The organism is Chryseobacterium sp. 27AL, from assembly GCF_057815395.1.
Genome location: NZ_JBYRIW010000002.1, coordinates 295,452 through 309,236, shown reverse-complemented (window position 1 = coordinate 309,236; position 13,785 = coordinate 295,452). Strand labels below are relative to the sequence as shown.

Sequence of the window (13,785 nt, the reverse complement as noted above, 5' to 3'; positions counted from 1 at the left end):
AAATGATTAATAATTCAAAAACAATAATGTTTTATTTATAAAAATTAAATATACATTTCAGTTAATAGGTTATTTGTCAACCAGGAAAATGTATTATTACAATTTCGTACTTTTGCGGCCTGATAAGTTTCAATCTAAGTATTAAATCATCATGAATTACGTTTCTGCAGAAAATCTTACAAAATCCTACGGCATAAAAGTTTTATTTGAAAATATTTCTTTTCATGTAAACGAAGGTGATAAAATTGCCATTGTTGCCAAAAACGGAAGCGGAAAGTCTACCCTGCTCAAAATTTTAATGGGAAAAGAAATTGCAGACAGCGGAACCGTTATTATTAATAAAGATATCCAGGTTGTTTTATTTGATCAGGAGATTGATTTCGATCCCAATCTCAGCATAGACGAATTTATGATGACCCTGGATTCTGCACCCATTAAAGCTTTAAAAGATTATCATAAATCACTGCATTCTACTGATAGTGATTTTATTGAAAAGGCTTTAGCCGGAATGGAGGCTCATAAAGCATGGGATCTGGAAAATGAAATGAAGCAGATTCTTTCTCAGCTTAAAATCACTGATCTTGATGCTAAAATGGGAACGCTTTCCGGAGGACAGATTAAACGTGTTGCTTTGGCCAAACTTTTAACGGAAACAAGAGCCGAACACCGCCATACCTTACTGATTATGGATGAGCCCACCAACCACCTTGATGTAGAAATGGTAGAATGGCTTGAGAATTATTTAAACAAAGCAAAAATTACACTTCTGCTGGTCACCCACGACCGATATTTCCTAGACAGTGTCTGCGATATCATCTGGGAAATGGAAGATAAAAACCTGTATGTTCACAATGGTTCTTACGCGACTTATCTTGAAAATAAAATGATCCGCGAAGACAATTTAAACGCCACGATAGACAAAGCAAACAACCTTTACCGAAAAGAACTCGAATGGATGCGCCGCCAGCCAAAAGCCAGAACGACCAAATCAAAATCGAGAATTGATGCCTTTTACGAGACAGAGAAAGTTGCTAAAACTGACACCAGAAAACAAGGTCTTGAACTTGATTTTGAGATGAAAAGGCTTGGAAATAAAATTCTTGAACTTAAACACATCGATAAAAGTTTCGGAAATAAAGTTCTGCTGAAAGATTTCAGCTATCAATTTCAACGTGGTGAAAAAGTAGGAATTGTAGGAAAAAACGGAGCCGGAAAATCTACTTTACTGAACATTATTCAGGGATTTGAAAAAGCGGATAAAGGAGAAATTGAAACCGGAGAAACCATTCATTTCGGTTATTTTTCACAAAAAGGCCTTACTTATAAAGAAGATGAAAGAGTTATTGATTTCATTAAAGAAGTTGCGGAATATTATCCGTTAGCAAATGGGAAAAGTCTTTCTGCATCACAGTTTTTAAGGTTATTTTTATTTGATGACCAGACCCAGTACTCTCCTATTTCAAAACTTTCGGGTGGTGAAAAAAGAAGATTACACCTGATGTATATCTTATATCAAAATCCGAATTTTCTGATTTTTGATGAACCTACCAATGATCTGGATCTCCCAACTCTTACGGTTCTTGAAAACTTTTTGCAGCAATTTCAGGGATCTCTTATTATTGTTTCGCACGACCGATATTTCATGGACAGAATTATTGATCACACACTCGCTTTTGAAGGCGATGGAAAGATCAGGGATTTTGTTGGCAATTTCTCCGAATATCGTGAAGCAAAAAGTAAAGAAGATGCTTTGGGAAAATCAGCTTCAGTAAAAACTGAGAATCCGAAAGAAGATATTACACCAACTGTAAACACACAAATCCCAGCGAAAAAGAAAAGACTTTCTTTCAAGGAACAAAGAGAGCTTGAAACCATTGAAAAAGAAATGCCCGAACTGGAAGAGCAGCGGGCAAAAATTCTTGATCAACTGAATAACGAAAGTGATTATGAAAAAATCTCAAAGCTATCTGCAGAGCTGGAAAATATCTCAGAAAAACTGGAAAACCAAGAAATGAGATGGCTTGAACTACAGGAGATTTTAGGAGAGAGTTAATTGAGTTGGAAGTTGAGAGTCTTAGAGTTCGTTGGAGTAAACACTTTATGCTAAAACCCTCACACCCTATACACTAAGACTCTCTTACAAATACACCACTCTTCCCTCGTTGGAACTTTCCACAGCGGCGTCGATAATTTCCATATTCCTGATAATTTCTCCGGCTGGCGAAGGCAATGCATATCCGAAAACGATAAATTCATAAATCTGCTGATAATAATTCATATAGTTTCCGGGCTCACTGCAAGTAAGGATTCTTTCGGTTTCCTTATTTTCATTTAAATAATTCAGGATACCGTCGGTTTCTTTTAATGGCCGTGTCCAATCCTTACCATATTCAGGAATTGCTCCTGCTGCCAATTCATTTTCCTGATTATCTGTTCTTTCCTGTAAAAAACTTCCCTTTTCTCCATGAACAGCGTACGCATAATGCGCTTCTTTTGTAAATACAGAAGATTTCAATCGTACTCTTAAATCATTTTGATAAAATAAAATGAGCTCAAAATAATCATTGGAGAATTCTCTTCCCTTCATTGAAAAAACATCTGCAAACAATTTCTCCGGCAGACCAAAATATTGTGTTGCCTGATCGATAAGATGAGATCCTAAATCATGCAATGATCCGGAACCTGTAGCATCAGGATTTTCTTTATGAGCTTTTCCGCTAGGTTCTGTCCTGAATCTGTCAAAACGGATTTCAACCTCTTTGATAGCTCCCAATTTGCCTTCGTTAATGATCTTTTGAACCTGAAGATAATCCCGGTCGAATCTTCTGTTCTGATAAACACTTAAAAACAAACCTTTCTCTTCCGCCAGTCGCACCAGTTCTTCCGCCTCGGAAACATTTACTGTAAATGGCTTTTCTACGATCACATTTTTTCCTGCCTCAAGAGCCATTTTAGTATATTCAAAATGAGTCTGAACAGGAGTATTTACAACAACCAATTCAATATCTGCATGATTCAGCATTTCTTCTACTGAACGATAGATGGTTGCATCGGGGTATTTTTCTTTAGAGTCTTCTTTACTTCTTTCAACAACTGCAGACAAAAAAAATCCCGGATGTTCTTTTAAAAATGGTGCATGAAATATTTTTCCACTCATCCCGAATGCACAAAGTCCTGTTTTTACCAATTGCATAATCTTAATTTTTAACAAATTTATCTATAAACCTGCAATCTTTTCACCAAAAATACAGATCAATATATTTTTTTAAAATTTAAAGATGATAAATATCACATTTTAATTTTTATTAATTCTAAATAATAATATACTTTTGCACTTATTTAAAACCACTCTAAATAACTTAAGCTATCATGAAAAAACAGCTAGTAACCTTAGGATTATTATTCACAGCCATATCCTTAGGTGCACAAATGAAAAATACAGAAGCTGATACCGTTAAGATCCAGACGATCGAAGACGTTAATCTTCATAAAACGGGAAATCCCAATAAAGCAAGGCCATTATCGACCAAATCAAACCTGACGATGATGGAGACCCCTCAACCGATTGCCATTGTCACCCATGAAATTATTGAGCAGCAGCAGGCAAAGCAGTTGAGCGATGTTCTTCAGAATGTAAACGGAATTTATCTGACTTCATCAAGAGGAAATTCTCAGGATAGTTTTGGAGGACGTGGTTTTATCTTAGGAAATGATAATATTTTTAAGAACGGGTCGAGAGTTAACAGTGGAGTTTTTCCTGAAGTAAGTGGTTTGGAAAGGGTTGAAGTTTTAAAAGGTGCCAATGCCATGCTTTATGGAAATACTGCAGCAGGTGGTGTCATCAATATGATTACGAAAAAACCAAAATTCAACTTTGGAGGAACTGTAGGAATGAATGCGGGAAGCTGGAACTCTTACAAACCAATGGTTGACGTTTATGGTCCGCTATCAAAAAATATAGCATTTAGGGTAAACGGAACTTACGAATATGCTGAGAGCTTCCGAGATGTTGTACAATCCGAAAAATATTATTTTAATCCTTCATTTTTATTTAATTTAAGTGATAAATCTCAATTAATTGTAGAGGCTGATTATCTTAAAAATGATTTTACTCCGGATTTTGGAATCGGATCTATTACAGAAAAAGATCAAAGCTATAGATTAAACGATGCTGTTTCCAGAAATGTTTTCTTTGGAACAGACTGGCAATATCAGAATGTACAGCAGGCTTCCACCAATGTTACTTTCAATCATCAGTTCAATGAAAGATGGTCATTAAATGCTACTGCTTCGTATCAGAATTACACAAAAGATTATTTTTCTTCCGAAAGAGTACAGTGGATATATGATACTAAAGATGTAACAGTAGACCCCAACAGATTGTCATGGAAAAGACCATTTGGAAAAACCTATAATGAGCAGAATTACACCTCTGCGCAGATAAACATCAATGGGGAATTCAATACCGGGAAAATCAGCCATAAGGTTTTGATTGGTTCTGATGCAGATTATAACCAGGCAGATTCTTATGCTTATACAGTAAGCGCACCCACAAATCTCCTGTATCTTGATGATCCATCAACCTGGGGAAGCATTGATATGCCAGGTTCTACTCTTAGTACAAAAAATAGAATCAATACAAGAAGAATTGGTATATATGCACAGGATTTCATCAGTTTAACAAAACAAATAAAAGTAATTGCCGGAATAAGATGGTCATATATAGAAAATATGCCGACACTTACGACTCGTTTTGCATCAAATGAAAAATTTGAAGTCGCAAATTCTTCAATTTCAGACAATGCATTTTCTCCAAAGGTAGGTTTGGTTTATGCGCCGAATGAAAATCTCTCTGTATTTGCAACGTATACCAACTCGTTTGCTTCAAATTCAGGATATACCTCCGATCAATTTGGTACAGTGAATACCAATCAATTAGCATCACAAATCCAAATTGAATTAGCCAATTTACCAAAGCAAAGTATGAAACCGTCAACAGTTGATCAGTACGAAATTGGTGTTAAAAAGAATTTCTGGAATAATGCTTTAGCGGTTAATCTAACAGCTTACCAGATCATGTATAACAATTATTATCAAACGTATTGGTTCATTCCTGCATCTACACCGAATGCGGCACCAGTAAATTCAACGGACACGAATCTTAAAGAATTTGCAGGAGATATGAGAAGCCGTGGGGTTGAATTGGATATTACAGGAAACCCAACAGATAATATATCAATTATCGGAGGTTTCTCTTACAATAATTCTGTTTATGTAAATACTCCCGAAAAAGGTTATGTTGAAGATCAAAGATTAGTAAGGACTCCTGCCACTACCGCCAATGCTTCAATTTTCTACAAATTCACAAACTATGTGAAAGGGCTAAAAGTCGGAGCCGGGATTTACTATATTGGCGACAGGATCGCAGGATGGAATGATACAAAATCTACCAATACAAGCAGAGGCAATGTGAGCAGAATGTTTGATCTGAAAGACTATACAACGGTCTCATTATCTGTAGGCTACGAATGGAAAAAATTCATGATCCAGGGCAGAGTGGGAAATTTGTTTGATGTGGTGAACTACAATGTTCATGAGAATTATTCTGTAAACCCGATCACTCCAAGAAACTACTATTTCACATTAACTTACAAGCTTTAAAAAACAAATAATAAATTTTTTCATAGAAAGTGGGAATTGCATTTTTGCAGTTTCCACTTTTAAACTTTAAAACAATACTAAAATATGGATAAGATTAAGAACACAAGAAGTTTTATGAGAATTACCCACCGCTACCTTGGATATTTTCTGGCGGGAATCATGGCGATTTATGCAATAAGCGGCGTTTTGCTGGTATACAGAGATACCGATTTTTTGAAGAAAGAAATGAAATATGACAAAATCATAGACAAAAATCTTGACGAAAAAGCATTAGGCAAAGAATTAAAAATAAAAAACTTTGAAGTTAAAGAAACGGAAGGCACTATCTTGAAATTTAAGCAGGGAACTTATAATTCTGCTACTGGTGAGGCAAAATACTCAAAAAAGGAACTTCCTTTTGTTTTAGATAAAATGACAAAGCTTCACAAAGCACAATCAAAAGATACATTATCACCCTTAAACACTTTTTTCGGTATTTCACTATTCTTTTTTGTTATCTCGAGTTTCTGGATGTTTAACCCTAAAACAAAAGCTTTCAAGCGAGGAATAGCATTTACTGTAGCAGGACTTATCATATCGATATTATTATTGTTGATTTGATAAAAATATCATTTTCATTAAATACTGGAATCCAGACTTTAAAGCATTAGCGACTCTATATATTGCTATCGAATTCACCAAACATTGATTAGTTGGCACATTTATTGTTTTTTGAGATAGCACAAATGATAAACATCAAATATTAAATAATAAATTATGAAAAAGCTAATTTTATCAGGAATACTAGCAGTGGCAGGTTTAGCTACAACTATGAATGCTCAAATCCAAAAAGGAAACTGGCTGGTAGGTAGTAGTTTAATATCCAGTAACTTTGGTTTAAACACTGGCGGAGGTTACAATATAGCGATTCAGCCTAAAGGAGCATATTTTATTGAAGATAATGTTGCATTGGGAGGTTATGTTGATTTAGGATTCAATAAAGTAACCAATGGTAGCCCGACAGAATTTACTTATGGAGTAGGTGCATTAGGACGTTATTATCTTTCACCGGGAGAACAAGGAGTTGACAATTTATTGAATCATGGACGTTGGTTCCTTGAAGGAAATGTAGGAATTGGCGGAAGATCCGTTGAAAACGCAGATTCTACCACAGGGTTGGATTTCGGAGTTGGTCCTGGATATTCTTATTTCATTACACCAAATATTGGTCTTGAAGGTTTGGTAAAATACAGAGGAAGAGCCGGTTTCGGTAACGAAGGATTAAACTCAAATATTACGTTCAACGTAGGTTTCAGTATCTATATTCCAACTTCAAAAGCCAGACAGGTGGCTAATGATGTTAGACAATAAGAAATCATTTCACACACATTATATACACGTAAAAATCGAAATCGCCCCGGAAAATTTCCGGGGCGATTTTCTTACAAATTAAAACTAAACTATAAAAAATCAAATAAATCATGTATTAGGTTGTGGCGTATATCTCAGATATGGCTTTATTTCTGTTACGCCTTTTGGGAATAGCTTTCTGGCTTCTTCTGTAGAAACCGTTGGAGGAACGATAACATCATCACCATCCTGCCAGTTCACCGGAGTTGCTATTTTATAATTTTCAACTAACTGGAGAGAATCGAGCACTCTTAGAATTTCGTTAAAGTTTCTTCCAGTTGAAGCGGGATAAGTAATAATTAATCTTACTTTTTTCTGCGGATCAATAATCAATAAAGAACGTACCGTAGCCGTTGCTGAGGCATTCGGGTGTATAAAATCGTACAATTCAGAAATTTTACGGTCTTTATCCGCAATGATAGGAAACTGCACATCTGTATCCTGGGTTTCGTTAATATCTTTAATCCAGTTTTGATGATCTTCCACTCCGTCTACACTTAAAGCAATTACCTTGGTTCCTCTTTTATCAAATTCAGATTTCAGTTTTGAAGTAAATCCCAATTCGGTTGTACAAACTGGTGTATAATCTGCAGGATGAGAAAAAAGTATCCCCCAGGAATCTCCTAGAAATTCGTAAAAGTTAATATCTCCCAAAGACGTTTCCGCCTGAAAGTCTGGTGCTGTATCTCCTAGTTTAATTGACATAATATTTTGTTCTTATTAGTCTACAAATTTAGTAGAGTTTTTGAAACTGGCAAAATTTTTGTTGAAAAAATGTATAATTATTTAAAAATTTATTATGCTGAAAAATGGTTTAAGCTATGTTGATGTTGTTTATAATGTTCTTGAAAACTGGTATGTGAAATTTGCTGAAATTACCCCTAAACTTATTGTCGGGATCATTGTATTTTCTTTCTTTCTTCTCACCAGTAAATATTTAAGTCAGTTTTCTGTTAAAATATTTCATAAACTTTTTCCAAAAAGTAAAAAAGAAAGTTCTCTGGTAACGCTTATAGGTGTTTTCAGATTCCTGATCATGCTGATGGGAACTTTTATTGCCCTTGAAATCATGGGATTCAGTGGCTTCTTATGGAAATTTATCGGAAGTTTAGGAGTTGCCGGAGTCATTGCCGGGGTTGCCTTGAAAGATCTTGTATCCAGTATTTTTTCCGGATTACTGATCGGCATTGATAAAGCTTTTAAAGTGGGAGATTATGTTACGATCGGGAATAATTCAGGGACTGTATCTGAGATTGGTTTTTTAACCACAAAAGTAATCGGCGATGATGGAAAAAAAGTATACATTCCCAATCAGGTAATTTTCAATTCACCATTTTATAATTTTACAGCATCTCCGCAGAGAAAAATATATTTAAATTTTGAAATTCCTGCAGATCAGGATGTAGCAAAAGCACAACAGGCCGTTCTTGAAGTTGTACAAAAACTGGATAATGTTGACCGTCCGGAGACTGCAACAGCTATGCTTACTGATCTTAAGCAGGGTATTTTTAATCTTCAGGTAAAATTCCCAATGGCTGTAGGCGCAGATATGATGCTACTGAAAAGCATCGCTTATTTTGAAATCAAAAAGCGGCTCGATTCAGAAGGCATACAACTCGTAACGCCAACGAGCATCAATATTACCGGAGGTGAAAATCTCAATACGGATAAAGTATAATCACAAAAAAACCGTTGCCTTCAGAAATCTCAGGCAACGGTTTTTATTATTTTAATTAAAGTATTAAGCTAAAACTTCTTTTACTTTGTTTGCAGCCTCTTCAAGAGTAATTGCAGAATGTACAGGAAGACCTGAATCATCAATTAACTGCTTAGCTTCAACAGCATTTGTACCTTGTAGTCTTACGATCAAAGGAACAGGAAGACTTCCCATTGCTTTGTAAGCATCTACAACTCCCTGAGCAACTCTGTCGCATCTTACGATACCTCCAAAGATATTGATCAGGATTGCTTTTACATTCGGATCTCTTAAGATAATTCCGAAAGCTGTCTGTACTCTCTGAGCATCGGCAGTACCACCCACGTCAAGGAAGTTGGCAGGATTACCACCAGATAACTTGATGATATCCATCGTAGCCATTGCAAGACCCGCTCCGTTTACCATACAAGCTACGTTACCGTCTAATTTTACGAAGTTAAGACCAGCTTCACCAGCTTCAACATCCATTGGATCTTCTTCTCTTGTATCTCTTAATTCTGCTAAATCTTTGTGACGGAACAATGAGTTGTCATCCAATGTTACTTTAGCATCTACTGCGATAATTTTGTTGTCAGAAGTTTTTAGTACAGGGTTGATCTCAAAAAGAGAAGCATCGATTCCTGTATAAGCATTATATAAAGCGGTGATGAATTTTACAAATTCTTTGAATGCATTTCCTTCAAGACCAAGGTTGAAAGCAATTTTTCTCGCCTGGAATCCCTGAAGACCTAAAGCAGGATCAATAATTTCTTTGTGGATCAAATGAGGAGTCACTTCAGCAACGTGCTCGATATCCATTCCTCCTTCAGTAGAATAAACCACTGTATTTTTACCTTCAGCTCTGTCTAAAAGAATAGAAACGTAAAATTCTTTAGTTTCAGATTCTCCCGGATAATATACATCTTCTGCAACCAAAACAGAATTTACTTTTTTACCTTCAGCAGAAGTTTGTGGTGTTACCAACTGCATTCCGATGATATTCTGAGCGTTTTCTTTAAGCTTATCCATGTTTGGAGAGAACTTTACACCACCACCTTTACCACGACCTCCTGCGTGGATCTGTGCTTTTACAACCCATCCCTGAGCTCCGGTTTCAGCAGTCAGCTTTTCAGCAGCAGCTACAGCTTCATCTACGTTGTTTGCAACGAAACCACGTTGGATAGCTACTCCATACTTTGATAAAATCTCTTTTGATTGATACTCGTGAAGATTCATATTATTTTTATTATTTTATTTTAAAATTTAAAGGTTGACAAATTTAATAAAAACAGATGAAATATCAACGTTTATTTTAAACAAAGCATCGCCGGTAAAGATGCTTTTTGTCAGTTTAATAAAATATAAAATCAAGTAAAAATGACAATTAAAATTATACGCCCAGCCAATGTCTAATACCACAAAACAGTTATAATTCGGTAATCATTTTCCGAAAATATTTTTAAAGAGCTTGCCAAAAAAACTTTCTTTTTTTACAGCTGCATTTCCTGTGCTTTCCACTTTGCTTTCCACTTCGGGAGAAAAGTCGATTTTTCTTTCATTAAAAGTCTGCGCTCTGTAGCTTACCCGTGCAACGCTTTGAAATTTTTCTTTAGAAATACTTGAAACCGAATCTTTCTGCCCATTTTCAAAATTATCTATTTCAACATAATATTCCAATCCATACAGAGCTTCGCTCAGAAGCTGTTTTACTTCGTGAATTGTTTCTGCACTGTTATCAAATAATCTTCCTAATACTTTTACTCGCTCCCTCCCCAGATTCATGAGATAAAGTTCAAATTTGTCTTTATAAAGAATCTGCATTTCGTTTTCTGCCGCATTGAATTCATAATCAGGTTTATTTTCCACCTCCATACTGAACGCCATCAACAGAGCCAGAAAAGTGAAATTGAGAATCTCTCCGTTAATTCCGCCTTTATCCGTAAAAAAATTTCTGGTGAAAGGATAAAAATGCCAGGAATCATATTGAGGATCAATCGCATGAAGCAATTTCATATGAGCGGAATGAAAAACATCTTCATCCGAAGTTTTCACGCCATTACTCATCACAAAACCGTTTGACGTACATCTGCCACCAAAGCATTCGACTTCTATATAAGCTATATCTAAATTTCCATATTTGTTTGAAAACTCAATAGCATGATTTTCAGATTCAGAATAATAGTCTTCCACTGCTTCTTGATCTGCGAAAAAATTATCCGGAAATTTTTCAAATGAGTAATGCTTAAAATGATCATTGGCCTGGCATACAATGCCTTTAAAAGGCGTATAAAATTCCCTGATATTATAAAACTTAAAACTTTCATTCAGAAGGTTTTTTAACTTTTCTTTTTCAGATTCCTGATTAATTTTCACAATAACATTGTACGTTTTGTAACTCATGGGATTAATTTTTATTAAGCATCAAAGATGTACTTATTTTTATAATAATCAAAAAATGTTAATATTAAATTTTATAAAGCCTGTTTTCAGACAGCTTTCCAGACTGAGAACCGATGAATGGGATTTTTAGTGGAAATAACCGCTTAAGTCGGTAAGGGATACTAAACAATTTCTATATAATAATTCTATTAAAGATAGTATTACTATCATTTGTAATAATAAAATATTACATGGTATAGGTTTTGCTATTGAAAAACATAGTGATTGTAACACATATGGAATTTCAAGTAAAATTTAAAGTCAACGAACATCTCTACCTTAAAGATCCTGAAAACAGCGAGATCGGAAGAGCAATTGTAAGGAACTCAATTGAATTGATTTATGAAACCGGTTTTGAAAATTTTACATTTAAAAAATTAGCAAACAAAATTAACTCAACGGAAGCAACGGTATATAGATATTTTTCTTCCAAACACAAGCTTCTTACTTATATCCTTAACTGGTATTGGTCGTACATCGAATTTATTTCCCAGCTCAAACTACAGGAAATAAAACATCCTCTTGAAAAAGTGGAAAAAATTCTCAAAATCATCACCCATAATGATGAGGCGGACAATAAAATTGAGGATTATGATCTCATTAAACTTCACAGCATTGTCATTGCTGAAAGCAGTAAGTCCTATCTTGTGAAAGAAGTAGATGAAATCAATAAAGAAATGGTTTTCAGCCCCTTAAAAAGTCTCTGTAATTTTTTTGGAGAAATTATTTCCCAGGCAAAACCTGACTTCCCTTATCCCAAATCCTTTGCAAGCACCTTACTGGAAACATCTCACGATCAGCAGTTCTTCAGCGAGCACCTCCCGAAGCTTACCGACAACCATATTGATAAAACAGAACACAAAAAATACGTTTTGGATTATCTGCGTTTCATTACCTTCAACCTTATAAAACAATAAGACACAAATGAAAACTACTCCCAAACAACATGGCTACAATCTTTTCAAATACATTACTAAAGAAAAGAAGGATGTTACCAATATCTATTTCTATGCTATCTTAAATGGCCTTGTGCAGCTGAGTGTTCCTCTGGGAATACAGTCAATCGTAAGTTTTGTAATGGGCGCAACAATGGCAACTTCCATCTATATCCTTATTGCTTTCGTAGTACTCGGAACGTGGCTGGTAGGATATTTCAGATTGAAAGTAATGCAGATTATCGAAAAAATACAGCAGAAGATTTTTGTTGAGTTTTCCCTTGCCTTTACCGAAAAACTTCCGAAAGTAAATCTTTCAGAAACAAGAAAATATTATCTTCCGGAACTGGTCAACCGTTTTTTTGATACTCAGAATTTACAGAAAGGTATTTCCAAAATATTGCTGGAAATTCCGACTGCTTTGATCCAGATTCTCTTCGGAATTCTGCTTCTTTCGTTTTACCATCCATGGTTTCTGGTGTTTGGAGCTCTGGTCGTGATCTGCGTGGTCATTATTTTCAGATTTACGATGGAAAGCGGGATCAAATCCAGTATCGAAGAAAGCGACAAAAAGTATGAAGTAGCATCCTGGATTGAAGATATTGCAGCATCAATTAAAACATTTAAGTTGAATTCCAAAACAGAAGCTCATCTTTCCGGAACCGATGAAAGAGTGGTAAAATATCTGGATGACAGAACTTCACATTTCCGTGTTTTGGTTTTCCAGTATAAAACGATTATTGCCTTCAAAGTAATCATCACTTTGGTGATGTTGGTGATCGGGACTTACCTTTTAGTGAATCAGCAGCTGAACATCGGAGCTTTTATTGCAACAGAAATCGTTGTCCTGAGTATTATGGCGGCTGTCGAAAAACTTATCATCAGTCTTGAAAGTTATTATGATGTAATCGCATCACTGGCAAAACTTCATAAAGTAACCGATCTGCCGGAAGAAAATATGGGCGCTATCAATTTCGACCGTCATCAGGAAGGTTTTGAAATAGAATTTAAAGAAGTAAGCTTTGCGTTCAATGATCATTACAATATCTTAGAAAATGTCAATATTAAAATTCCTGAAAATACATTAACCGTAATTTCAGGACAGCTCGGTTCAGGGAAATCATTGCTGCTTAATATGATAACAGGGTTTTACGAACCTGCTTCGGGAAGTATTCTTTTTGATAAAATTCCACTCAAAAATATTGATAAAATTTCCCTAAGAAACCAAATCGGAATGTACCTGGAAGATATGACGATCATTAAAGGAACGGTGTACGAAAATATTGTTCTGGGACAAAATGAAACTTCAGCAGAACAAATCCTTGAAACTGCCGAAGAAATAGGAATCGAAGATTTTTCCAGCCAGTTCAGCAACGGTTTCTTTACCAATGTAAGCGAAACCGATACGGAAATTTCGTTCAGCTCCAAAAAGAAAATTCTTCTCCTGAGAGCTTTGATGGGCAAAAGAAGACTATTGATCCTCGAAGATCCGCTGGACGGAATGAATAATGAATTTAAAGCAAAAATGATGGACTATCTTTTAAAACTAAAAGCTAAAACCACCATCATCATTGTTTCGGAAGACAATAATCTTATTCTGAAAGCCGATCAGCATCTTCAGGTAGAAAACGGAAATGTGAAAAAATTATTTAACAAAAACTAAAA

The 13,785-nt window shown here is 35.3% G+C and carries 11 protein-coding genes; 7 read left to right on the top strand and 4 right to left on the bottom strand.

Features of this window, described 5'->3' with window-relative positions:
- Positions 1-151 precede the first annotated feature (151 nt).
- Positions 152-2,053 (top strand): ABC-F family ATP-binding cassette domain-containing protein, encoded by a 1,902-nt coding sequence (locus tag AC3WV0_RS06930; protein WP_488845162.1) that lies wholly within the window; start codon positions 152-154, stop codon positions 2,051-2,053.
- A gap of 84 nt (positions 2,054-2,137) precedes the next feature.
- Here AC3WV0_RS06930 and AC3WV0_RS06925 read toward each other — a convergent pair whose 3' ends face one another.
- Complete coding sequence (locus AC3WV0_RS06925; RefSeq protein WP_488845160.1) at positions 2,138-3,193, bottom strand: Gfo/Idh/MocA family oxidoreductase; 1,056 nt, start codon at positions 3,191-3,193, stop codon at positions 2,138-2,140.
- A gap of 176 nt (positions 3,194-3,369) precedes the next feature.
- Here AC3WV0_RS06925 and AC3WV0_RS06920 point away from each other — a divergent pair, with 176 nt between their 5' ends.
- The 3 genes from AC3WV0_RS06920 (at position 3,370) to AC3WV0_RS06910 (ending at position 7,011) form a co-directional block, all read left to right on the top strand.
- The gene (locus AC3WV0_RS06920) at positions 3,370-5,661 is read left to right on the top strand and encodes a TonB-dependent siderophore receptor (RefSeq protein ID WP_488845158.1); all 2,292 of its coding nucleotides are present in this window, start codon (positions 3,370-3,372) and stop codon (positions 5,659-5,661) included.
- An 84-nt stretch (positions 5,662-5,745) separates the two neighbouring features.
- Positions 5,746-6,261 (top strand): hypothetical protein, encoded by a 516-nt coding sequence (locus AC3WV0_RS06915; RefSeq protein ID WP_488845156.1) that lies wholly within the window; start codon positions 5,746-5,748, stop codon positions 6,259-6,261.
- A 156-nt stretch (positions 6,262-6,417) separates the two neighbouring features.
- The gene (locus tag AC3WV0_RS06910) at positions 6,418-7,011 is read left to right on the top strand and encodes a hypothetical protein (protein ID WP_488845155.1); all 594 of its coding nucleotides are present in this window, start codon (positions 6,418-6,420) and stop codon (positions 7,009-7,011) included.
- A gap of 108 nt (positions 7,012-7,119) precedes the next feature.
- On the opposite strand, the gene AC3WV0_RS06905 is transcribed toward AC3WV0_RS06910, so the two are convergent.
- A complete protein-coding gene (locus AC3WV0_RS06905) occupies positions 7,120-7,755 on the bottom strand; it encodes a peroxiredoxin (RefSeq protein ID WP_488845153.1) in 636 nt (211 codons plus the stop codon).
- A 94-nt stretch (positions 7,756-7,849) separates the two neighbouring features.
- On the opposite strand from AC3WV0_RS06905, the gene AC3WV0_RS06900 reads away from it, so the two are divergent.
- Complete coding sequence (locus AC3WV0_RS06900) at positions 7,850-8,728, top strand: mechanosensitive ion channel family protein (RefSeq protein ID WP_488845151.1); 879 nt, start codon at positions 7,850-7,852, stop codon at positions 8,726-8,728.
- A gap of 63 nt (positions 8,729-8,791) precedes the next feature.
- On the opposite strand, the gene sucC is transcribed toward AC3WV0_RS06900, so the two are convergent.
- Both sucC and AC3WV0_RS06890 read right to left on the bottom strand, forming a co-directional pair.
- The gene (gene sucC / locus AC3WV0_RS06895; RefSeq protein ID WP_089998212.1) at positions 8,792-9,982 is read right to left on the bottom strand and encodes an ADP-forming succinate--CoA ligase subunit beta; all 1,191 of its coding nucleotides are present in this window, start codon (positions 9,980-9,982) and stop codon (positions 8,792-8,794) included.
- A gap of 204 nt (positions 9,983-10,186) precedes the next feature.
- Entirely contained in the window at positions 10,187-11,146 is a 960-nt protein-coding gene (locus tag AC3WV0_RS06890) for a hypothetical protein (protein WP_488845150.1), read from the bottom strand.
- A 275-nt stretch (positions 11,147-11,421) separates the two neighbouring features.
- On the opposite strand from AC3WV0_RS06890, the gene AC3WV0_RS06885 reads away from it, so the two are divergent.
- Together AC3WV0_RS06885 and AC3WV0_RS06880 are read left to right on the top strand one after the other, a co-directional pair.
- Complete coding sequence (locus AC3WV0_RS06885) at positions 11,422-12,102, top strand: TetR/AcrR family transcriptional regulator (protein WP_488845148.1); 681 nt, start codon at positions 11,422-11,424, stop codon at positions 12,100-12,102.
- Between the two features lie 7 nt (positions 12,103-12,109).
- A complete protein-coding gene (locus AC3WV0_RS06880) occupies positions 12,110-13,783 on the top strand; it encodes a peptidase domain-containing ABC transporter (protein WP_488845146.1) in 1,674 nt (557 codons plus the stop codon).
- Positions 13,784-13,785: the final 2 nt, after the last annotated feature.

Coding starts and splice junctions, on each gene's coding strand:
- AC3WV0_RS06925 (WP_488845160.1), bottom strand. CDS start 3,193: ATGCAATTGGTAAAAACAGGACTTTGTGCATTCGGGATGAGTGGAAAA.
- AC3WV0_RS06900 (WP_488845151.1), top strand. CDS start 7,850: ATGCTGAAAAATGGTTTAAGCTATGTTGATGTTGTTTATAATGTTCTT.
- AC3WV0_RS06920 (WP_488845158.1), top strand. CDS start 3,370: ATGAAAAAACAGCTAGTAACCTTAGGATTATTATTCACAGCCATATCC.
- AC3WV0_RS06930 (WP_488845162.1), top strand. CDS start 152: ATGAATTACGTTTCTGCAGAAAATCTTACAAAATCCTACGGCATAAAA.
- AC3WV0_RS06880 (WP_488845146.1), top strand. CDS start 12,110: ATGAAAACTACTCCCAAACAACATGGCTACAATCTTTTCAAATACATT.
- AC3WV0_RS06915 (WP_488845156.1), top strand. CDS start 5,746: ATGGATAAGATTAAGAACACAAGAAGTTTTATGAGAATTACCCACCGC.
- AC3WV0_RS06885 (WP_488845148.1), top strand. CDS start 11,422: ATGGAATTTCAAGTAAAATTTAAAGTCAACGAACATCTCTACCTTAAA.
- sucC (WP_089998212.1), bottom strand. CDS start 9,982: ATGAATCTTCACGAGTATCAATCAAAAGAGATTTTATCAAAGTATGGA.
- AC3WV0_RS06905 (WP_488845153.1), bottom strand. CDS start 7,755: ATGTCAATTAAACTAGGAGATACAGCACCAGACTTTCAGGCGGAAACG.
- AC3WV0_RS06910 (WP_488845155.1), top strand. CDS start 6,418: ATGAAAAAGCTAATTTTATCAGGAATACTAGCAGTGGCAGGTTTAGCT.
- AC3WV0_RS06890 (WP_488845150.1), bottom strand. CDS start 11,146: ATGAGTTACAAAACGTACAATGTTATTGTGAAAATTAATCAGGAATCT.